This window comes from Oceanicola sp. 22II-s10i (genome assembly GCF_002210105.1).
Lineage (GTDB): Bacteria > Pseudomonadota > Alphaproteobacteria > Rhodobacterales > Rhodobacteraceae > Pseudooceanicola.
Genome location: NZ_AQQU01000004.1, coordinates 13821 through 34042, shown reverse-complemented (window position 1 = coordinate 34042; position 20222 = coordinate 13821). Strand labels below are relative to the sequence as shown.

Here is a 20222-nt window from a genome sequence, read left to right as displayed (position 1 = left end):
CCGAATTGCCGGGTCAGCCTTCCTCGCCATCGAAGGGCAACAGCCCGGCCGGGTCGATGCCACGCGCAATGGCGCTTGCAGTGACCGCGCGGCGCAGCGCCGCGCTGCGGCCAAGCAGCAGGCGGAAACGGTCCTCGTCCAGCACCAGCAGCGTTGTCGGCGCGATGGCCCGGACGTTCACCCTGCGTGCCCGGCCGGTCAGGATCGCCATCTGGCCAAACATCTCGCCCCGCCCCAGCCGCCAGGTCTGGCCCGCGCTTTCCAGTTCGACGGCCCCGGTCGCGATGAAGAAAACGCTCCGGGCCACGGCGTCCTTGCGCACGATGAACTCGCCCGCGTCGATGTAGCGGGTCCTCAGCGCCTTGCTGAGACGCTTCAAGGCCGCTTCGTCGAGATCCGCGAAGAGCGGGAACTGCGTCACGAAGGCCGCCTTCTGCAGGGCGACGTCCAGCTTGGGCCGGTCCTCGGCCGCACCCCGGCGGTTGGACAGGCCCTGCATCAGCGCGGTGTGCACCTCGGTGCCGATCAGCCCGTCCTCGCGCATGGTGGTGTATTCGCGTTCTTCCATCCTGAGGGCGGTGCGGCGGATGAACCGGCGCTCCAGTTCCTCGGCATAGCCGGGATACTGCAACCGCAGCGCCTCGAGCGCGGTTTCCACGGCCTCGATCCGGCGGGACAGCAGTTCGTGCAGCAGGTCGGCGACGCGGCGCCCGTGGATACGCCGGATGCGCCCGTCGATGAAGGTCCCCAGATCGCGCAGGATCACCCGCTGTGACAGCAGCAGCTCGAACCGGTCCGCGGTCATCCGCGCCAGCGGGCCGGACACCCCGAGCCGCCCGTGCAGCACGGCGGCGGCGCGGAAGGCGCGGCCATAGGCGACACTGCGGCGGGCGGCGCGCTGATAGCCATTGCGGCCCTGCGTCCGCGCGCCCTCGATCAGCCGGTCGGCCTCGGACAGCAGCAATTCGGCCATCCGGGCCGAGATCGTCCGTTCCCGTACCCGCGCGATGATCGTGTCGCGTTCGTGACCGGCCAGCGCGATCAGGCCGAGCGCGATGCGGTCGCGGTCGAGGATCTCGGCATTGTCCTCAGCCGCCTTCACGGCACGGTCCAGGCGCTCGCCGAAGCGCTTCGCCTCGGACCGGACAGTGTCGCGGTTCAGGTCGTAGGTCTCGGTGATCCGCGACACGTCCTCGCGCACAGTCTGCAGGGCGACGGCAACCACCTGCCGCGACAGCGCCTCGTCGATGGGCGACAGCCGGTCCAGCCCGAGCCGCCCTATCACCCAGCGCAGCGTCGTGCCCTGCACCAGTAGCGTGAACAGGGTGAAACCGGTGGCGAGGATGCCGACGACGCGCTGGATGCCGTCCGGCACCCGGAAGCTCTCCGTCACCGCCAGCGCCAGCGCCAGCGTGACCGCCCCGCGCAGCCCGCCCCACAGGATCGCGACCCGGTAAGGCGTTTCGACGGCGGGCGACAGTTTGAGCAGCGTCAGAAGCGGCATAAGTCCGAACAGGATCACCGCCCGCGCCGCGACCGCCGCCAGAACCACCACGCCGACGAGGATGAAATCCTCAAGCCGGACTTCTTCCAGCATCCGCGGGATCAGCAGCGCGGCGAGGATAAAGATCAGCGCCCCGGCCCAGTGGGCCAGCACATCCCACAACTCGCGCAGGTTGGCCCATGACTGCGGCGGCAGCCGCCCCGGCGCGGTCAGGTTCAGGGTCAGCCCGGCCGCGACCACCGCGATCACGCCCGAGGCGCCGATGCTCTGCTCCGCGCCGATATAGGCGAGATAGGGCAAGGCGACCGAGATGGAGATCTGCGCCAGTTCGTGCCGGGCGAACAGCGACATCACCCAGACGGCGACCCGCGCGGCGAACCAGCCGGTTACGGCCCCACCCGCGATCAGCAGGGGGAAGCGGGCGATGGCATCGGACAGTTCCGGGTCGGGGATCCCCAGCATCACGAAGGCCATGAACAGGCCGAAGAGCGCGATGGCCGCGGCGTCGTTCAGCAGGCTTTCGCCCTCGATGATCCGAGCAAGGCGACGCGGGGCCGAGATCGAGCGGAAGATCGAGACCACCGCCGACGGGTCCGTGGTCGAGACGATGGAGCCGATCAGCAGACAGGCCGCCAGTGGCAGCGCACTGGCCCAGTAGAGCGCATAACCGACGCTGACCGTGGCCACCACCACCGCCACCACGGCAAGCGTCAGGATCGGCACCCAGTCGTCCAGCATCCGCCGCAGGTTCATCCCCAGCGTTGCCTGGAAGAGCAGCGTCGGCAGGAAGACGTAGATGAAGACGTTCGACCGGATCGGCAGGCCCAGAATGGCCTCCGCCACCGGGTTCAGGGCGTCGGTCAGGTCGGTCTGCAGGAAAAAGATCGCCCCGGCGGCGATCATGACACCGAGAACGGCGAGGATCACGCTGTAGGGCAGCCGCAGGCGGGCCGCGAACGGCTCGGCTGCGGCGATCACGACGAAGAGCGACGCGATGACCGTGGTGATCAGGATGATGTCCATGATCCGGGAATACCAGAACCGGGGCCGAGTGCACGGTCGATCTGCGTCCCGCAACGGCGCCTGTCGGACAGTTGAACGTCAGGAGGCGCGAGGCCCCTCTGCCCCGTCCCCTGCCGCCGTCCGTTCCAGCGACCGGGTCAGCTGACGCGCGAAGTTCGCGGCTGCGACCGGCAAGGTCCTGCCCCGCATCTGGGCGAGGTAGAGCAGCCCGGCGGGCACGTCGCGCCGGTCGATGGGCCGCGACACGATCGGGTCACGGCCGTCGTCGGGCGGCAGGCCGATCGGGATCTGCAGCGTCACCATCATCTCGGGTCCCGGATAGCAGCGCAGGAACTCGAAGCTGTCCGACACGATGTCCGGCGTCAGCTGGATCGACGACCGCCGCATCGCGATATCCAGCAGGTAGCGCACGCCGAATTCCTCGCTCGGCAGGCCGATCGGATAGCCCGCCACGTCCGACAGCCGCAGCACCGGCTTCGCCGCCAGCGGATGGTTGCGCGCCATCACCGCATGGACCTGCTGCGGCACCGTCGCCAGCACCTGAACATCCGCCAGCCGCACCGGTTCGAACACCAGCGCGATGTCGGCCTGGTGCGCCACCAGCGCCCGTTCGGCGCGGTAGCGGTCGCGCAGGTTCACCTCGAACGTCACGCGCGGATGCTCGGCGCGGTAGGCGTTGATCTCGCGCGGCATGAAATAGGGCAGCAGGGCCTGCGAACAGGCGACGCTGACATGGCCGCGCCGTTCGCCCTTGAGGTCCGCGATCTGGGAACGCACCCGCTCCAGATCCGCGCGCTGGCTGCGGATGTGCTGGATCAGCAGTTCGCCCGCCGGCGACAGCCGGACACCGCGCGGGAGCCGTTCGAAGATCGGCGCGCCCAGTTCCTCCTCCAGCGCCAGAAGCCGCCGGTTCAGCGCCGTCGAGGTCAGCGACAAGGTATCCGCCGCCCCCCGGATCGACCCGGCCCGGTTGATGGCTTCGATGAAGTCGAGCGTTTCCAGATGCTTCATGACGACCGCTGCAAAATCTGCACCACTACGCACCGAACTTAGCAGCAGACAGCAGCGCTGCCCAGCATATCGTGGCTGCAACCGGCTGCAGAATCGCCGGAAGCATCCACAGATAGGGGAGCCGACATGGCCGAATTCCTGACACGCCGCCGTTTCCTGTCCACCACCGCCGGGATGGCGGGCGCCGCCGCGCTCGGCGGGCTCGCGATGCCCGCGCGTGCGTCCGGCAGCCTGACCGTCGGCTTCATCTACGTCGGCCCGCGTGACGACTACGGTTACAACCAGGCCCATGCCGAGGCCGCCGCCGTTGTGAAGGCGATGGAAGGCGTGACGGTCATCGAGGAAGAGAACGTCGCCGAGACGCAGGACGTCCAGCAGACGATGGAGTCGATGATCAACTTCGACGGCGCCACCCTGCTGTTCCCGACCTCGTTCGGTTATTTCGACCCCCATATCCTCAAGGTCGCCCCGGCCAATCCCGACGTGCGGTTCGAGCACTGCGGCGGGCTGTGGTCCGAAGGGATGCCGACCAACACCGGGTCCTATTTCGGCTACATCGGGATGGGCCAGTACCTGAACGGCATCGCCGCCGGTCACGCGACCAAGACCAAGAAGATCGGCTTCGTCGCGGCCAAGCCGATCCCGCAGGTGCTGCTGAACATCAACTCGTTCCTGCTGGGCGCGCGGTCGGTCGATCCGACCATCACCTGCCAGGTGATCTTTACCGGCGAATGGTCGATGGCCGTGAAGGAGGCCGAAGCCACCAACGCGCTGGCCGATGCGGGCGCGGACGTCATCACCTGCCACGTCGACGGCCCCAAGGTGGTGATGGAAACCGCCGCCTCGCGCGACTGCTTCATCTGCGGCTACCACGCCAACCAGTCGGAACTCGCGCCCGAGAAATACCTGACCGGCGCCGAGTGGAACTGGGCGACCGTCTACACCGACATGGTCAAGAAGACGATGGCGGGCGAGCCGATCGACAACTTCGTCCGCGGCGGCCTCGCCGAGGGCTTCATCAAGATGTCCCCGCTCGGCCCCGCCGTGTCGGACGCCGCGCGCAAGCAGTTCGAGGACACCAACGCCAAGATCATGGCGGGCGGCTATGCCGTTATCTCGGGTCCGATGAAGGACAACGCGGGCAACGTGATCGCCAAGGAAGGCGAGGCGTTCGAGGAAACCGACGTGGCGCTGGAATCGATGAACTACCTCGTCGAAGGCGTCATCGGGTCGACCTCGTAAGATGGCGATCGGGGCGGATATCACCGGGCCGGGGCGACCGGCCCGCGCGTGGCTGCTGCCGCTGGCGGGCCGTGTCGAGGGCTTTGTCCTGCCGGTCGCGGCCCTGCTGACCGGCTTCCTCGCCTTCGCGGTCTTCCTGCTGTTCCTCGGCAAGAGCCCGGTCGATTTCTACGCCCTCGTCTACAAGGCGGGCTTCGGCACCGCCTTTTCCTGGACCAACACCCTGTCCCGCGCCGCCCCGCTGCTGTTCGCCGCGCTCTGCGTCGCCATCCCCGCGCGGCTCGGCCTCGTGGTGATCGGCGGCGAAGGCGCGATCGTGCTGGGCGGCGTGATGACCGGCGGCCTCGCCGCCGCGCTGGCGGGCTGGCCCGCCCTCATCGCGATGCCGCTGCTGGCGATCATGGCCGCCGTCGTCGGCGGCCTGTGGATCGGCGCGGTCGGCGCGCTGCGGCAGTGGCGCGGGGTGAACGAAACCATCGCCTCGCTGCTGATGGCCTACATCGCCATCGCCCTGATGAACCACCTTGTCGAAGGCCCCCTGCGCGACCCGGCCTCGCTCAACAAGCCGTCGACCGCGCCGCTGGCCGAGACGCTGAAGGTCGGCGACCTGCCCGGATGGAACGTGCACTGGGGTCTGGTGCTGGGCATCCTCGGCTGCATCTTCGCCTGGGTCCTGATCGAGCGCACGACGCTCGGCTTCTCGGCCCGGATCGCGGGCGGCAACGTCCGCGCCGCGCAGGTGCAGGGGCTGCCGGTCGGCAAACTGGTGATCGGCTTCACCGCGCTCGGCGGCGCCTTCGCGGGGCTGGCCGGGTATTTCGAGGTCAGCGCGGTGCACGGATCGGCCAACGCATCGCTGGCCTCGGGCTACGGCTACACCGGCATCCTCGTCGCCTTTCTTGCGCGTCACAATCCCTTGGCGATCATCCCCGTCGCCTTGCTGCTGGCGGGGTTCGAGGCATCCTCGGGCCTCGTCCAGCGACGGATGGACCTGCCCGACGCGACCATGCTGGTGCTGCAGGGCTTCGTCTTTGTCGCGATCCTCGCATCCGAAACCTTCACCGGTCGCATCGATCTTGTCGGCTGGCTGTCGAAAGGAGGCCGCGCATGAGTGGCGAAATCGGTCTCTGGGCGGTGCCGATCGCCATGCTGGGCGGCGCGATCCGCGTCTCCACTCCCTTCCTCTTCGTGTCGCTGGGCGAGGTCATCACCGAACGCTCGGGCCGCATCAACCTCGGACTCGAAGGCACGCTGGTCTTCGGCGCGATGGCGGGCTACGCGCTGGCCTTCATGACCGGATCGGCATGGATCGGCGTGCTGGCGGCGGCGGTGGCCGGGTCGGTCTTCGGCCTTGTCCACGGGCTGCTCTGTTCGCTGCCCAAGGTCAACGACATCGCCATCGGCATCGCGCTGATGCTGCTCGGAACCGGGCTCGCCTTCTTCTTCGGCAAGCCGTTCATCCAGCCGGTCGCACCGGACCTGCCGTCGATCAACCTCGGCTGGTGGTCGGACCTGCCGCAGGTGCAGGCGGCGCTGCGGGTGAACGTGCTGTTCCTGATCGGCGCGGCCTTGGCGCTGGCGCTGGCATGGATGCTGCGCCGGACCCGCGTCGGCCTGACGCTGCGCGTCGTCGGCGACAGTTCGGACGCGGCGCGCGCGCTCGGCATCCGGCCCGCTCGGGTGCGCATCCTCGCCACCGCATTCGGCGGGGCGCTGGCGGGCATCGGCGGGGCCTACCTGTCGCTGTTCTACCCCGGCTCTTGGAACGAAGGCATTTCCTCGGGTCAGGGCCTGATTGCCGTGGCGCTGGTGATCTTCGCCCGCTGGTCGCCGGTGAACTGCTTCTTCGCGGCGCTGCTGTTCGGCGCGGCGGGCGCGCTCGGACCCGCGCTGCAATCGGTCGGCGTGACCAGCGGCTATTACCTGTTCTACGCCGCGCCCTTCGTCCTGACGCTGGTGGTGCTGATCGCCTCCTCCTCCAAGTCCGGCGCCCTGACTGGCGCGCCGCGCGAATTGTCCATCACGAAATGACCGGAGCCCCTTCATGAACGTCATGACCGACAGCCCGACCGGAACCACCATCGCCTCGGCCCCCTATGCCTGGCCGTGGAACGGCGACCTGCGGCCCGAGAACACGGCGCTGATCATCATCGACATGCAGACCGATTTCTGCGGCCCCGGCGGCTATGTCGACAGCATGGGCTACGACATCAGCCTGACCCGCGCGCCCATCGAACCCATCAAGGCCCTGCTCAAGGCGTTCCGCGAGAAGGGCTACATGGTCATCCATACCCGCGAGGGACACCGTCCGGACCTCGCCGATCTGCCCGCCAACAAGCGGTGGCGGTCACGCCAGATCGGCGCCGGGATCGGTGACCCCGGCCCTTGCGGCAAGATCCTCACCCGCGGAGAGCCAGGGTGGGAGATCATTGATGACCTCGCCCCGCTCCCGGGCGAGGTCATCATCGACAAACCCGGCAAGGGATCCTTCTGCGCGACCGATCTGGAAATGATCCTGCGGCTGAAGGGGATCGACAACATCGTCCTGACCGGGATCACCACCGACGTCTGCGTCCACACCACCATGCGCGAGGCGAACGACCGCGGCTTCGAATGCGTGATGCTGACCGACTGCTGCGCCGCGACGGACCCGCGCAACCACGAGGCGGCGATCCAGATGATCCACATGCAGGGCGGCGTCTTCGGCGCGACGGCCAAATCGACCGATCTGCTGGCGGTGCTGCCGTGAGGATGTCGGCCGAACCGGATATCCCCGTGGCGGTGTACGCCAAGCCTGACGGCGCCAAGACCGCCGTCGGGATCGAGACGGTCGGCATGACAATGCGGTTCGGCAGCTTCACCGCGCTGGACAACGTGTCGATCGAGGTCAGGCCCGGCTCGTTCCACGCGCTTCTGGGCGAGAACGGCGCGGGCAAGTCGACGCTGGTGAAGTGCATCATGGGCTTCTACCACGCGACTTCGGGCAACCTGCTGATCGACGGCTTCGACGGCGGCGTGACCGATCCGCGCGACGCCCATGCCAAGGGGCTTGGCATGGTCTACCAGCATTTCACGCTGGTCCCGGCCCTGACGGCGGCCGAGAACCTCGTCATCAGCCGCGCGGACGTGCCCGCCGTAATCGACTGGGATGCCGAGATGAAGGACCTGACGGCCTTCATGAACGCCATGCCGTTCCGCGTGCCGCTGACCGAACCGGTGCACCGGCTGGCGGCGGGCGAAAAGCAGAAGCTGGAGATCCTGAAACAGCTCTACCTCGGCCGCCGCTTCCTGATCCTCGACGAGCCGACCTCGGTCCTGACACCGGACGAGGCGGACGAGGTGCTGGGCCACGTGCGCAAGCTCTGCGAGGCGGGCGAGCTGTCGGTGCTGATGATCAGCCACAAGTTCCGCGAAGTGACGGCCTTTGCCGACGAGGTCTCGGTCCTCCGGCGCGGCAAATACGTGGGCGGCGGACTGGTCCGCGACCTCAGCCATCAGGACATGGCCGCGATGATGATGGGCGACGCCAAGCCCGTGGACCCCGCCCCGCGCGAAGCGACCGAGGGCGCGGCGGTTCTGGCGCTGGAAAACGTCCGCGCGCGCGACCGCTCGGGCCTCAAGGACATCGCCATCGACGCGCTGTCCGTCCGGGCGGGCGAGATCGTGGGCATCGCCGGGATCTCGGGCAACGGCCAGATGGAACTGATGGAGATCCTCACCGGCCAACGTCCGCTGGCGGCGGGGCGCATGACCGTCCACGGCGCGCCCTACCACGCGACGCGGGCCGAGGAACGCGGGCTCAAGGTCCGCTACCTGCCCGAGGAACCGCTGCACAACGCCTGCGCCCCGCGGATGACGGTTGCCGAGAACATCGGCTTCCGCAGCTTCGAGACCGGCCGCGACAAGCCCCGCTTCTGGCTGGCGCCCGGCGAGATGAAGCGCCGGGCCGAGCGGCTGGTGGCGGAGTACAAGGTCAAGACCGCGTCGATCGAAAGCCCGATCGCGTCGCTGTCCGGCGGCAACGTCCAGCGCGCGGTGCTGGCGCGCGAGCTTGAGGGCGAGGTCGATCTGCTGGTGATCTCCAACCCCTGCTTCGGCCTCGACTTCACCGCCGTCGCCGAGATCCGCCGCCGCATTATGACCGCCCGCAACCAGGGCGCGGCGGTGCTGCTGATGAGCGAGGATCTGGACGAGATCCTCGAACTGGCCGACCGGGTGCTGGTGATGTCCGAAGGCAGCCTGGTCTATGAATGCACGGCGGCCGAGGCCGACATCCCGACCATCGGTCATCACATGGGGGGCCACGCATGAAGATCGACGCACAGCCCTTTCCTCTGGACCTCGACCCTGCGACGACCGCGCTGATCGTGATCGACATGCAGCGCGACTTCATCGAACCGGGCGGCTTCGGCGCCTCGCTCGGCAACAACGTGGCGCTGTTGCAGGCCATCGTGCCCGCCACCGCGCGGCTGATCGCCGGGTGCCGCGCGGCCGGGATCCCGGTCATCCACACCCGCGAATGTCACCTGCCGGATCTGTCCGACTGTCCCCCGGCCAAGCGACTGCGCGGCGCGCCCAGCCTCCGCATCGGGGATCCCGGACCGATGGGACGGGTCCTGATCGCGGGCGAACCGGGGGCCGAGATCGTGCCGGACCTTGCCGCGCTGCCGGATGAAAAGGTGATCGACAAGCCCGGCAAGGGCGCGTTCTACGCCACCGACCTCGGCCCGCATCTGGCCGGGCTGGGGACAAAAACCCTGATCTTCGCGGGCGTCACGACGGAGGTCTGCGTCCAGACCACCATGCGCGAAGCGAATGACCGCGGGTTCGAGTGCCTGCTGGCCGAGGATGCGACCGAAAGCTACTTCCCCGAGTTCAAGGCCGCCGCGCTGGCCATGATCCGCGCGCAGGGGGCCATCGTGGGGTGGACCGCGCCGGTCGACGCCATCCTGTCAGCCCTCGCCCCCGTCGATGCCTGATCCCTCGGTGCACAGCGATCTGCTGCAGGGGGGATGGGCCGACAAGCCCTTCGCGCCCTTTCACGGTGGCATCGAGATCTGCGTCCTGCAGGACGGCGCGCCGCGTGTCGCCCTGTTGCGTTACGCGGCCGGCGCCCGCGCGCCGCTGCACCGGCATCCGGGGCTGGAGACCGTGCTGGTCCTCGAAGGCAGCCAGACCGACGAGAACGGGCACTATCCGACTGGCAGCTTCGTGCTGAACCCGCCGGGCACCCAGCATTCGGTCTGGTCGGACGAGGGCTGCGTCGTCCTGATCCAGTGGACCGAACCCGTGGTCTTCCTCGAATCTGCCTGAACGCTACGTGTCTGCGGCGGCGCGCAGCGCTTCGGCCAGTATCGCGCGGTCGCCGATATGGTTTGCCAGCAGCAGGATCAGCCGCGCGTTGAACGCGGCGCTTTCGTCATCGCTCAGACCGTCATGCGACCGGATCAGGTCGGCATAGAATTCGTCCGGGGCGTCGATGTTCGGTGTCGTGACAAGCTGCGCCATGGCTCTACCCCCTGCCGCAGGTGAGGTTGACCGCAGCGCGGACAGCATCCGCGTCATAGGCAGGCCAGCGCGCGACGACATGCTGGTCGGGGCGGATCAGGTAGACGGCAGACACGGCCCCGCCCAGATAGCGCGCGGCCAGCGCCCCGGTCGGATCGTCCGCGGCTGAAACCGAAACACGCCGGACGGCAACGGCTTCCACGTCCAGGCGCTCCGGCGCCTCGGCATCCACGGTCAGCAGAACGAAGCCGCCCCCGAGCGCGTTCAGCAGGAACCCGTTCCCGAGCGGCGCATCCGGGCAGGGGCTGCCCGGCCGCGACCGCGCCGGGCCGTCCGGCAGGTCATCCGCGCCGGTCAGCGACAGCCCGTCATAGGTGCAGGGCACCGACAGGCGCCCCGAATTCACCAGCGGCCGGGCAAAGGCGTGATGCTCGGCCAGCGACAGCACGGCGTTGCGGAAGATATGGCTGATCTTGGACTTGGGCGTGATGAAATCCGTCGCCCGCGTCGAGTTCAGGATGTTCTCGTCCGCCCCGTGCCGCCGCTCCTCGTCATAGCTGTCCAGCAGCCCGTCAGGCGCCTCGCCCCGGATCACCATCCCCAGCTTCCACCCGAGGTTGTCGACATCCTGCATGCCCGAGTTCGCGCCCCGCGCGCCGAAGGGGCTGACCTGATGCGCGCTGTCCCCCGCGAAGATCACCCGCCCGTGGCGGAAGCGCTTCATGCGGCGGCACTGGAAGGTGTAGATCGAGGTCCAGACGATCTCGTATTCGACCTGCCCGCCGAGAAAGGCGTTTAGGCGGCGCCGGACGTTCTCTTCCTTCAGCTCCTCCTTGCGGTCGACGTCCCACCCGATCTGGAAATCCACCCGCCACACGTCATCCGGCTGCCGGTGCAACAGGGTCGAGGCCCCGGCCTTGTGACTGGGTTCGAACCAGAACCACCGCTCGGTCGGGAAGCTTTCGGACAGCATCCTGATGTCGGCGATCAGGAAGCTGTCCTGAAACACGCGCCCCTCGAATTCCAGCCCCATCATCCCGCGCAGCGGGCTGCCCGCGCCGTCGCAGCCGATCAGCCAGTCGGCCTCGATCGTGTAGGTCCCCTCGGGCGTGTCGACGGTCAGCGCGACGTGATCGGCCTTGATGTCGACGCCCTGCACCCGGTTCTTGCCGCGTAGCTGGATCGGCGCGCCGGCGGCCTGCGCGGCGCGGACGCGTTCGACGAGGAACTTCTCGAAATAGGGCTGCTGCAGGTTGATGAAGGCGGGGAACCGGTGGCCTTCCTCGAGCAGGAGATTGAATTCATAAACCTTCCGGTCTTCGTGAAACACCTTGCCGAGGTTCCAGACCACGCCCTTGTCCAGCATCGGCCCGGCGCAGCCGTAGCGGTCCGCGATCTCCAGCGACCGCTTGGAGAAACAGATCGCCCGCGACCCCTGCCCGATGCCCTCGTGATCGTCCAGCAGCACGACGGGGATCCCCTGCAGCCCCAGATCGAGTGCCGTCGCCACCCCGATAGGACCGCCGCCCATGACGACGACCGGATGACGGACCGGCGCGGCGGCGTCCTGATCCGCCGAGCGTTCATAAGGATACAGCCGGAAGGCCAGCTGGTAACGGTCGTCTAGCGGCATGGTCTCCTCCCCCGTCCGCTTGGGGCGGGGGTCAGCCCCGCCGCCCTCCTCAGCCCTGCAGCGCCGCCCACATCTGCTGGTCCCGCTCGGCGGTCCAGATGCGCGGCGTGTCGATCCCGCGCGCCTCGTCATAGGCGCGGGCGACGTTGAACGGCAGGCAGTGTTCATAGATCGCGTAGTCGGCGAACTTGGGGTCGCATTCGGCACGCACGGCGTCCCACGCCTCTTTCAGCGTGCCGCCCCGCGCGACGACCTTCTCCACCGGGCGATAGGTGGAGCGCACGAAATCCTTGGTGTTCTCGATGGCCGCCTCGACCATCGCCTGCCCGACCAGCGCATCCCCCCGCCCCGGCGCGATCGCCTGCGGCTCGAAGCTGGCGACGTTGTCGAGGGTGTCCGGCCAGTCGGTGAAATGCCCGTCGCCGCAATAGCAAGCGGAGTGGTATTCCACGATGTCGCCCGTAAACAGCACCTCCTGATCCGGCACCCAGATCACCGCGTCGCCCGCGGTGTGTGCCCGGCCGACATGCATGATGTCGACGCGGCGGTTGCCGAGATAGACGGTCATCGCATCGGAAAAGGTCGTCGTCGGCCATGTCAGGCCGGGGATTTCCTCGTGCCCCTGGAACAGCCGGGGGAAGCGTCCGAATTCGCTGTCCCAGTCCTCCTGCCCGCGCTCGGCCACCTGCGCGCGCGCGGTGTCGGACATGATGATTTCCCTCGCGCCGTAGGCACTTGCGCCCAAAACGCGGACCGCGTGGTAGTGGGTCAGGACAAGGTGGCTGATCGGCTTGTCGGTCACGCTGCGGACCTTCTCGATCACCATGCGCGCCAGCCGGGGCGTCGCCTGCGCCTCGACGATCATCACGCTCTCGTCGCCGATGATGACACCGGTGTTCGGGTCGCCCTCGGCGGTGAAGGCCCAGAGGCCGTCGCCCACCTCGGTAAAGCTGATCGTCTTTTCGGTCAGGTCGCCCTGCGATGCGAATGCCTTGGCCATCCTTGCCTCCATGTGTGTCCGGGGCCCTGCGTCCCCTGCTTCATCTTGCCATAAATATGCCGGGGGTCCGGGGGCTGGCCCCCGGTCCCTCATTTCCGGCCCGGCGTGCCGTCGAACTTCTTCTCGAGGCTGTCCCAGCAGTCGATATAGTTGTCCTGCAGCGGCGCCTCGGTGGCGGCAAAGGCCGTCAGGTGCTGCGGAAAGCGGGTCTCGAACATGAAGGACATCGTGTTGTCCAGCTTGTGTGGCTTCAGCTCCGCATTCGACGCGCCCTCGAAGGCCTCGCGGTCGGGCCCGTGCGGCAGCATCATGTTGTGCAGGCTCATCCCGCCGGGAACAAAGCCCTGCGGCTTGGCGTCGTACTGGCCATAGATGTTGCCCATCAGTTCGGACATGACGTTCTTGTGGTACCACGGCGGGCGGAACGTGTCCTCGGCCACCATCCAGCGTTCGCGGAACAGGACGAAGTCGATGTTGGCCGTCCCCTCGACCCCCGAAGGCGCGGTCAGGACGGTGAAGATCGACGGGTCGGGATGGTCGAACAGGATCGCGCCGACCGGGCAGTAGGTCTTGAGATCGTATTTTACCGGGCAGTAGTTGCCGTGCCATGCGACCACGTCCAGCGGCGAATGGCCGATCTCGCATTCGTGGAACTGGCCGCACCACTTGATCGTCATCCGCGACGGCGTCTCGCGGTCCTCGTAGGCGGCGACGGGCGTCTTGAAGTCGCGGCGGTTCGCCATGCAGTTGGCCCCGATGGGCCCGCGCCCCGGCAGGGCGAACTTCTGGCCGTAGTTCTCGCAGACAAAGCCGCGGCAGGGGCCCTCGAGCACCTCCACGCGATACACCAGCCCGCGCGGCAGGATCACGATCTCCTGCGGTTCCAGGTCGATCACGCCGAGTTCGGTGCAGAACCGCAACCGGCCCTCCTGCGGGACGACCAGCAGTTCGCTGTCGGCGGAGTAGAAGTATTCGTCCACCATCGAATCCGTGACGAGGTAGATGTGCGAGGCCATCCCGACCTGCGTGTTCACGTCCCCCGCCGTCGTCATGGTGCGCATGCCGGTCAGCCAGGTCAGGCGATCCTCGGAATGCGGCACCGGGTCCCAGCGATACTGGCCCAGCGAGATCACGTCGGGGTCCACGTGCGGCGCGGTCTTCCAGTAGGGCAGCGCGATCTTGCGATAGCGCGAGGAGTGCTTGACCGAGGGCCGGATGCGATAGCACCACGTCCGTTCGTTCTGATGGCTCGGGGCGGTAAAGGCGGTGCCCGACAGCTGTTCGCCGTAGAGACCGTAATTGCATTTCTGGGGCGAGTTCATGCCCTGCGGCAGCGCGCCCGGCAGGGCCTCGGTTTCGAAATCGTTGCCGAAGCCGGGCATATAGCCCTCGTGCGTGCCGGTCGTGTCGGTCGCGCGGATCATGCCCTTGGGCAGCTCATGCTTGGTCATCTCGGATCCTCCCCGTGTCGCCGGACCCCGGCGCACCGGGAATCGGTCCTTTCGACAGGTCCGATAAAACGTTGCAGTTGCAATGATGTCAAATGATTCATAGCATCCGCAATGAAACCGCCGCCGATGCGAGGCCCGGATGCGAGACGACGACCAGATCCCCCTGCCCGATTTCGACCTCGACGGGTTCACGCCCTACCGGCTGGCGGTCGCTGCCAAGCGGACGAGCGAGGAACTGGCCCGGATGTACCGGGCGCGGTTCGGGATCACGATTCCGGAATGGCGCGTGCTGGTGCATCTGGCCCATTCGGGCGAGGTGTCCGTCCGCGATATCGAGGCGCGGGTGGCGCTGGAGAAATACGAGGTCAGCCGGACCGCCAAACGGCTTGAGGAATCCGGCCTGATCGCCAAGCGCGGCAACGACCGCGACCGGCGGCTGGTGTCGCTGTCGCTGACCCCGAAGGGCCGTGCGATGATGGCCGAGCTGTTGCCGCTGGCCAAGGCGCACCAGGTCGAGCTGGAGCGACGGCTGGGCGAGACCTTCGCGCAATTGGAGGCGGGGCTGGAACGGCTGCTGTCCGAAAACGGAGCGTCAGACGGCGACTGATCCTTCGGCCTCGGGTCCGCGGGCTCACGCCCCTGCGGGACCTGCGCGCGCCGCCGTCGCGGCGATCTCTTCGCTGATGATACGTTTCCACTCCGCGATCCGCGTGGCGTCGACATCGGGCGCATGTGCGGCGATGGAAATGGCGAGGTCCGACGCCCCCATATGCGCCCGGATCCCGGCGCCAAGCCCGTAGATCGACCGATAGGCGCGGCCCTCGCTCTCTGCGAAGCCGGTGCTGCGGGCCTTGGCCACGGCCGAGCGGATCGTGTCGGGGTTCAGCGCCTCGTAGGTGCCGAGTTCCGGCGCGATGGCCTCCAGCACGCGGGTCACGGTATCGTCGGGCAGCGCCGCCAGCAGCGCCGTCGCTCCCGCGCCCACGCCCAGATAGCGGCGCTGGCCGACCTCGACCGGGATCACCCGGATCAGCGTGCGGCCCTCGGCCTTGTGGACACAGACGGCTTCCATCCCCGACCGCCGCATGAGGTAGGTGGTGACGTTGGCCCGCTGCGCGACCCGGTCCGCCGCCGCCGCCCATGGGGCCAGTTGCAGCACGTTGTCGCTGACCGCCAGTCCCAGCTCGTAGGCCAGCATGCCGATCTCGTAGCGGCGCGACTTGGGGTCGTAGGTGGCGAGCCCGGTGTCGGTCAGGCATTTGAGAATGCGATGCGCCGTCGAACGCGGCAGGTCCACCGCCTGCGAAATGCTGGCCAGTGTCGCGTTCTCGCCATCCGCCTCGTGGGCGATCCGCTTCAGGATCGCCGCCGCCCGCCGTATCGCCTGTGTGCCGTCCTGCCTCACGCCACGCCTCCCTTGCGCTTTTGGCCGAAGGTAATGGGAGGGCGTCGGGAATGCATCCCGTATCGTGAGAGACAGGGGGTCAGCCCCGCGCCGACAGCACGCCCAGCCCGTCCACCGCGACACAGCGGTCGGGCAGGCAGATCAGCGGGTTGACGTCGAATTCCGCCAGACGGTCCGGGAAATCCACCGCAATCCGCGAGATCGCCGCCACCGCCGCCGCAACCCCGTCGAGGTCCACGGGCGGAGCGCCACGGAAGCCATCTAACAGCCGCGCCCCGCGCAGCCGCAGCAGCATGTCCCGCGCCTCGTCAGACGTGACCGGGGCGAGCGCCGAGACGCTGTCGGACAGAACCTCGGTCAGCACACCGCCAAGGCCGACGGTCAGGACCGGGCCGAAGCCTTCGACATTTCGGAACCCCGCGATGATCTCCAGCCCCTGCGGCACCATCTCCTGCACCAGAACACCGTCGATGCGGGCCTCGGGGTGGGCGGCACGGCAGGCCGTGACGATCCGGTCGAAGGCCGCCGCCGCATCGGTCACATCCAGCAGGACACCGCCCGCGTCGGACTTGTGCGCGATGTCGGGGCTGTCGACCTTGACCACGACCGGACCGCCGATGGACTGCGCCGCGTCATTCGCCGCGGCGGCACTGGCTGCCCGGTGTTCGCGCGGCACCGCGACACCATAGGCGGCGAGGAGCGCCTTGGCCTCCGCCTCGCCCAGTGTCGCGCCCGGTGCGGCGGACAGGATCTCCGTGGCCACCTCGCGGCCCTCGGGGCCTGACGATGTCTTCGTGGCGACCACCGCCCTGCGCTTCCCGCGTTCGGTCCACGCCCGGACGATCTCGAACGCACGGCGCATCGAACTGACGACGGCGACGTTCGGATCGCGTTCGGCCTCGATCCGGCCCGGACCCTCCAGCAGCTGCGTCAGCCAGGCGTAGATGATCGGCTTGCCGTGACGTTCGGCCAACCGGCTGAGGTGCGGCTGGCGGACGGTCGCGGTCTCGTAGGCATAGGCATAGCCATAGATCAGCGTGCCGTAATTCGGATCGCCCAGCAGGGCGTCGGCACAGGCCAGCAGCGTGTCCATGTCGTTGATGACCCCGGCGGTCACGTCGCAGGGATTGCGGGCGGGCACGAAGGGCGGGATCAGCGCCTTGAGCCGCCCGACAACCTCGGGGGTCGGCTGCGGCATCGGCACGCCGGTGATCTCGGCGAAATCGGCGGACATGATCGCCGCGCCGCCCGAGCCGGAGAGCATCGCCACGCCATCGGCCAGCGGCGCGGGCGCCTTGGCAAAGAACCACGCCGTTTCGATCAGCGCGTCGAAATCGTGCACCTGCACCGCCCCGCCCCGGTCGAACAGCGCCTGCCACAGCGCCGCCGATCCGGCCAGCGAAGCGGTGTGCGACAGCGCCGCCGCAGCACCCTCGTCGCCGACGGCCATCTTGTAGACGATCAGCGGCTTGTCCGCCTGCCACGCGATGCGGGCGGCTTCCAGGAACCGCAGCGGATCCGAAACGCCCTCGAAGGCGCAGGCAATGGCGGTGCAGGTCGGATCGTCGGCCAGGGCCGCCACCCAATCGGCCACGTCCACATCCGCCGAGTTGCCGCAGCTGACGACATGGCTGAACCCGACCCCGCGATCCATCGCCTGTGCCAGCGCGAAGCCGAGCGCGCCGGACTGACAGACCAGACCGATCGCCGGGCCGCCCCCGTGCCGTCCCTCTGGCGTGCCGGCAAAGGTGATCCGCGCGCCGCTGGTGTAGTTCAGCAGACCGACGCAATTCGGCCCCAGCAGACGGATGCCGGCCGCGCGGGCGCGGCGGGCGATCCGCTCCTGCGCCGCCTGCCCCTCGGCGGTCGCGAGTTCGGCAAAGCCCGAGGCATAGAGCATCACGGCCGGGACCCCGGCGGCGATGCATTCGTCCAGCAACGGCTCGATGGTGGCGGCGGGCGTGGTCAGGACGGCGAGGTCCGGCACCTCGGGCAGCGCCGCCAGCGCGGAATAGCATCGTCTGCCGCCGATCTCGTCATAGCGCTCGTTGACCAGGTAAACCGCCCCGTCGAACCCGGCGAGGTTCTCGACCGTGCGGCCGCCGAAGGACCCGGCGCGGGGCGAGGCGCCGACGACGGCGATGCTCTTGGGATCATAGAGCGGGGCCAGATCCGCCCGCCGGTAAGGATCGCGCCGGTCGTTCGTCATGCCTCTGCCCCCATGATCCGACGGAATGCGGGCCGGACGTCCCGCCACCCTGCGCCGCCCGTCATGCCGCGCCCCATCTTGCGTCCGCATAGGCCAGGTAGCTTGCCGCCGATCCGCCCATGTCCGCCCGCAGCAGCCGCGCGCGGTAGGTCCAGCGGTGCAGCGGATGTTCCAGCGTCATCCCCATGGCGCCCATGAACTGGTGCAGGTCATAGCCGATCCGTGTCGCGATCCCCTGCGCATAGCCGAGCGCGGCGGCGGCATCCCCGATGCCGCCGCTCTGCGCTGCCCGAAGGGCCTGCAGTCTTGCCCCATCAATCTCGACTGCAGCGGTAGCCAGCCGGTGCTGAATGCCCTGAAAGGCACCGAGCGGCTGGCCGAACTGGTGCCGCTGGCTGACGTGTTCGATTACGGCCTCTGTCCCGGCGCCGAGCAGCCCGGCCAGTTCCGCCGCGACGGCCACCTGCCACAGCGCCCGCAGGCGGGCGGGATCGGCGTCGAGCCGCTGCCAGTCCAGCGCGGCGCGGTCGACAGTGCCCATGGGGTAGGCATAGAGGCTGTCCACCCGCGTCACCGCGCCTTCGGGCAGATCGGCGTAGTGCACCGCATCGGCGGTGATCGACACGAGGCCCCGCGCCTGCGGCAGGTAGCGGATCGCCCCCGGCGCATCGTCCACCACCACCGCCAGCGGGCGCGGCACCTCGCGCCCCAGAAACGGGCGGACCAGCGCCGAGGCCGCGCATTCCACGCAGACCGCCGCCCGCGCCACGTTATGCACCATCAGCGCCGCCGCGACCGGGCCGAGGTCGTCCTCGGTCGCGGCGTCGAAAAAGCCGTTCTCGGCCAGTTGCCGGTCCAGCCGGTCACCGTAGTCGAAGCGGCCCCAGTCCGGCACGGCCTGAAACCCGGCCTGCGGGGCTGCCAGCATCTGGCCCAGTACTCCGGCAAAGGTCGCCTGGCTGTCGTTGGGTTCGAACCGCATCGCTCAGGCCCCCTTGGGCAGGTTCAGGTGGCGGCGCGCCACGAGGTTCAGCTGGATTTCCGCCGCCCCCGCCGCGATCCCGGTGACGATGGCGCGTTCGTGGTGCGACAGGAAAGACGGGTGGTCCGTGCCGCTGAAGCAGTCGGGCAGGAAATCCATGCCGAAATCCGTGACCGCGTGTTCCGCCGTCACCACCGCCACGCGGGCGAGGTTGGAGTCGCTGCCGGGGGCGAGGTTGCGCGCGCGGCCGTCCACGACGCGATAGACCTGCAGCCGCGCCGCCTCGCAGGCCGCCCCCGCCGCCGCCGCACGGCTGCGCACCACGCTGTCGCCGAACTGTCCGCGCGCCTTCAGTTCGGCCACCATCCTGTCCAGCTCGTGGCTGGCCATTTCATAGCGCGGGATCCCGACCCGTTCGTTGGCCAGCCCGTAGGAGATGATCGCCCAGCCCTCGCCTTCTTCGCCGACACGGGCCGAGGCGGGCACACGGACGTCGGTGAAGAAGACCTCGTGGATGTCGCCATGGCCGATGAGGCTGGGGATCGCCCGCACCTCGATCCCCGGCGTGTCCATCGGTACGAGGAAGATCGCGATGCCCGACCGGCCGCCCCCGGCATCCCCGGTCTGGGCCAGCAGGAAACAGGTGCCCGCCAGCGCCGCGTAGGAGGTCCAGATTTTCTGTCCGTTGATGACGTAATCCGCACCGTCCCGCACCGCGCGGGTCCTGAGCGAGGCAAGGTCGGACCCGGCGTTCGGTTCGGAGAAGCCCTGGCACCAGATCGCCCGCCCCTGCGCCATCTCGGGCAGGTACCGCGCCTTCTGCTCGGGCGAGCCGTATTTCATCAGCACCGGCCCGATCCAGTTGACGTTCATGTACTGCGCCCCGCGCGGCTCGCCCGCGCGCCAGAGCTCCTCGCCCAGAATGAAATGCTCCCATGCGGGACGGGCGGCACCGCCCCATTCCTCGGGCCAGTGCGGGATCAGCAGGCCGGCCTCGGCCAGCTTGGGGCAGAAGTCGAGGCTGAACGCCGTCTGCTCGGCCGATCCGGGGCCGTGGCGGGCGATGTCGGGCCATGTGTCGGGCAGTTCGCGTTCGAGAAACGCGCGGATGCGGGCGCGGTAGGCCGCGTCCTCCTCGGTCCAGGTGAAATCCATCGCCACATCTCCCACATTATGGGACAAATGTCCTTCCATAGCGAATGAAAGTCTCGTCGAGGGGATTGCCGTGTGTCAACTGCTGATACACAGGCTTCG

General features: G+C 68.5%; 18 protein-coding genes. 8 read left to right on the top strand and 10 right to left on the bottom strand.

The window, feature by feature from the left end; genetic code table 11:
- Window positions 1–13: 13 nt before the first annotated feature.
- Window positions 14–2527: a cation:proton antiporter gene (locus tag ATO6_RS11905; protein ID WP_088624241.1), complete on the bottom strand. Its 2514-nt coding sequence runs from the start codon at window positions 2525–2527 to the stop codon at window positions 14–16.
- Window positions 2528–2605: 78 nt separating this feature from the next.
- Window positions 2606–3538 carry a LysR substrate-binding domain-containing protein gene (locus ATO6_RS11900; RefSeq protein WP_088624240.1) on the bottom strand — a complete coding sequence of 311 codons (933 nt, stop codon included), beginning with the start codon at window positions 3536–3538 and terminating at the stop codon, window positions 2606–2608.
- Window positions 3539–3664: 126 nt separating this feature from the next.
- On the opposite strand from ATO6_RS11900, the gene ATO6_RS11895 reads away from it, so the two are divergent.
- The 7 genes from ATO6_RS11895 to ATO6_RS11865 are packed head-to-tail and all read left to right on the top strand — an operon-like array spanning window position 3665 to window position 10093.
- Window positions 3665–4780, top strand: a complete 1116-nt coding sequence (locus ATO6_RS11895) for a BMP family ABC transporter substrate-binding protein (protein WP_088624239.1) — start codon at window positions 3665–3667, stop codon at window positions 4778–4780.
- 1 nt (window position 4781) lies between these two features.
- Window positions 4782–5891: an ABC transporter permease gene (locus ATO6_RS11890; protein WP_088624238.1), complete on the top strand. Its 1110-nt coding sequence runs from the start codon at window positions 4782–4784 to the stop codon at window positions 5889–5891.
- A complete protein-coding gene (locus ATO6_RS11885) occupies window positions 5888–6811 on the top strand; it encodes an ABC transporter permease (RefSeq protein WP_088624237.1) in 924 nt (307 codons plus the stop codon). The genes ATO6_RS11890 and ATO6_RS11885 overlap by 4 nt, the downstream gene beginning before the upstream one ends.
- A gap of 13 nt (window positions 6812–6824) precedes the next feature.
- On the top strand, window positions 6825–7529 hold the full coding sequence (locus ATO6_RS11880; RefSeq protein WP_088624236.1) for a cysteine hydrolase family protein: 705 nt from the start codon (window positions 6825–6827) through the stop codon (window positions 7527–7529).
- A 26-nt stretch (window positions 7530–7555) separates the two neighbouring features.
- A complete protein-coding gene (locus tag ATO6_RS11875; RefSeq protein ID WP_254919133.1) occupies window positions 7556–9091 on the top strand; it encodes an ABC transporter ATP-binding protein in 1536 nt (511 codons plus the stop codon).
- On the top strand, window positions 9088–9759 hold the full coding sequence (locus ATO6_RS11870) for a cysteine hydrolase family protein (RefSeq protein ID WP_088624234.1): 672 nt from the start codon (window positions 9088–9090) through the stop codon (window positions 9757–9759). Before ATO6_RS11875 ends, ATO6_RS11870 begins: the two co-directional genes overlap by 4 nt.
- Window positions 9752–10093, top strand: a complete 342-nt coding sequence (locus tag ATO6_RS11865; protein WP_088624233.1) for a cupin domain-containing protein — start codon at window positions 9752–9754, stop codon at window positions 10091–10093. Before ATO6_RS11870 ends, ATO6_RS11865 begins: the two co-directional genes overlap by 8 nt.
- Window positions 10094–10096: 3 nt before the next feature.
- On the opposite strand, the gene ATO6_RS11860 is transcribed toward ATO6_RS11865, so the two are convergent.
- From ATO6_RS11860 to hmgA, 4 genes are all read right to left on the bottom strand, one after another.
- Window positions 10097–10288 carry a DUF2783 domain-containing protein gene (locus ATO6_RS11860; protein ID WP_088624232.1) on the bottom strand — a complete coding sequence of 64 codons (192 nt, stop codon included), beginning with the start codon at window positions 10286–10288 and terminating at the stop codon, window positions 10097–10099.
- A gap of 4 nt (window positions 10289–10292) precedes the next feature.
- Window positions 10293–11921, bottom strand: coding sequence for an FAD-dependent oxidoreductase (locus ATO6_RS11855; RefSeq protein ID WP_088624231.1), 1629 nt, complete (start codon window positions 11919–11921; stop codon window positions 10293–10295).
- Window positions 11922–11970: 49 nt separating this feature from the next.
- Complete coding sequence (locus ATO6_RS11850) at window positions 11971–12921, bottom strand: MBL fold metallo-hydrolase (protein ID WP_088624530.1); 951 nt, start codon at window positions 12919–12921, stop codon at window positions 11971–11973.
- 89 nt (window positions 12922–13010) lie between these two features.
- Window positions 13011–14372, bottom strand: a complete 1362-nt coding sequence (hmgA, locus tag ATO6_RS11845; RefSeq protein ID WP_088624230.1) for a homogentisate 1,2-dioxygenase — start codon at window positions 14370–14372, stop codon at window positions 13011–13013.
- A 139-nt stretch (window positions 14373–14511) separates the two neighbouring features.
- Between hmgA and ATO6_RS11840 the strand changes: the two genes are divergently transcribed.
- On the top strand, window positions 14512–14979 hold the full coding sequence (locus tag ATO6_RS11840; RefSeq protein WP_088624229.1) for a MarR family winged helix-turn-helix transcriptional regulator: 468 nt from the start codon (window positions 14512–14514) through the stop codon (window positions 14977–14979).
- Window positions 14980–15003: 24 nt separating this feature from the next.
- Here ATO6_RS11840 and ATO6_RS11835 read toward each other — a convergent pair whose 3' ends face one another.
- From ATO6_RS11835 to ATO6_RS11820, 4 genes are all read right to left on the bottom strand, one after another.
- Window positions 15004–15777 carry an IclR family transcriptional regulator gene (locus tag ATO6_RS11835; protein ID WP_088624228.1) on the bottom strand — a complete coding sequence of 258 codons (774 nt, stop codon included), beginning with the start codon at window positions 15775–15777 and terminating at the stop codon, window positions 15004–15006.
- Between the two features lie 79 nt (window positions 15778–15856).
- On the bottom strand, window positions 15857–17986 hold the full coding sequence (locus ATO6_RS11830; RefSeq protein ID WP_176440906.1) for an acetate--CoA ligase family protein: 2130 nt from the start codon (window positions 17984–17986) through the stop codon (window positions 15857–15859).
- A 61-nt stretch (window positions 17987–18047) separates the two neighbouring features.
- Window positions 18048–18968 (bottom strand): acyl-CoA dehydrogenase family protein, encoded by a 921-nt coding sequence (locus ATO6_RS11825; RefSeq protein ID WP_088624226.1) that lies wholly within the window; start codon window positions 18966–18968, stop codon window positions 18048–18050.
- Between the two features lie 3 nt (window positions 18969–18971).
- Window positions 18972–20123, bottom strand: a complete 1152-nt coding sequence (locus ATO6_RS11820; protein ID WP_088624225.1) for an acyl-CoA dehydrogenase family protein — start codon at window positions 20121–20123, stop codon at window positions 18972–18974.
- Between the last annotated feature and the right edge of the window lie 99 nt (window positions 20124–20222).

What these genes read in the sequence shown, in the direction of transcription:
- ATO6_RS11905 (WP_088624241.1), bottom strand. Translation starts at nt 2,527, where the DNA reads ATGGACATCATCCTGATCACCACGGTCATCGCGTCGCTCTTCGTCGTG.
- ATO6_RS11900 (WP_088624240.1), bottom strand. Translation starts at nt 3,538, where the DNA reads ATGAAGCATCTGGAAACGCTCGACTTCATCGAAGCCATCAACCGGGCC.
- ATO6_RS11895 (WP_088624239.1), top strand. Translation starts at nt 3,665, where the DNA reads ATGGCCGAATTCCTGACACGCCGCCGTTTCCTGTCCACCACCGCCGGG.
- ATO6_RS11890 (WP_088624238.1), top strand. Translation starts at nt 4,782, where the DNA reads ATGGCGATCGGGGCGGATATCACCGGGCCGGGGCGACCGGCCCGCGCG.
- ATO6_RS11885 (WP_088624237.1), top strand. Translation starts at nt 5,888, where the DNA reads ATGAGTGGCGAAATCGGTCTCTGGGCGGTGCCGATCGCCATGCTGGGC.
- ATO6_RS11880 (WP_088624236.1), top strand. Translation starts at nt 6,825, where the DNA reads ATGAACGTCATGACCGACAGCCCGACCGGAACCACCATCGCCTCGGCC.
- ATO6_RS11870 (WP_088624234.1), top strand. Translation starts at nt 9,088, where the DNA reads ATGAAGATCGACGCACAGCCCTTTCCTCTGGACCTCGACCCTGCGACG.
- ATO6_RS11865 (WP_088624233.1), top strand. Translation starts at nt 9,752, where the DNA reads ATGCCTGATCCCTCGGTGCACAGCGATCTGCTGCAGGGGGGATGGGCC.
- ATO6_RS11860 (WP_088624232.1), bottom strand. Translation starts at nt 10,288, where the DNA reads ATGGCGCAGCTTGTCACGACACCGAACATCGACGCCCCGGACGAATTC.
- ATO6_RS11855 (WP_088624231.1), bottom strand. Translation starts at nt 11,921, where the DNA reads ATGCCGCTAGACGACCGTTACCAGCTGGCCTTCCGGCTGTATCCTTAT.
- ATO6_RS11850 (WP_088624530.1), bottom strand. Translation starts at nt 12,921, where the DNA reads ATGGCCAAGGCATTCGCATCGCAGGGCGACCTGACCGAAAAGACGATC.
- hmgA (WP_088624230.1), bottom strand. Translation starts at nt 14,372, where the DNA reads ATGACCAAGCATGAGCTGCCCAAGGGCATGATCCGCGCGACCGACACG.
- ATO6_RS11840 (WP_088624229.1), top strand. Translation starts at nt 14,512, where the DNA reads ATGCGAGACGACGACCAGATCCCCCTGCCCGATTTCGACCTCGACGGG.
- ATO6_RS11830 (WP_176440906.1), bottom strand. Translation starts at nt 17,986, where the DNA reads ATGACGAACGACCGGCGCGATCCTTACCGGCGGGCGGATCTGGCCCCG.
- ATO6_RS11825 (WP_088624226.1), bottom strand. Translation starts at nt 18,968, where the DNA reads ATGCGGTTCGAACCCAACGACAGCCAGGCGACCTTTGCCGGAGTACTG.
- ATO6_RS11820 (WP_088624225.1), bottom strand. Translation starts at nt 20,123, where the DNA reads ATGGATTTCACCTGGACCGAGGAGGACGCGGCCTACCGCGCCCGCATC.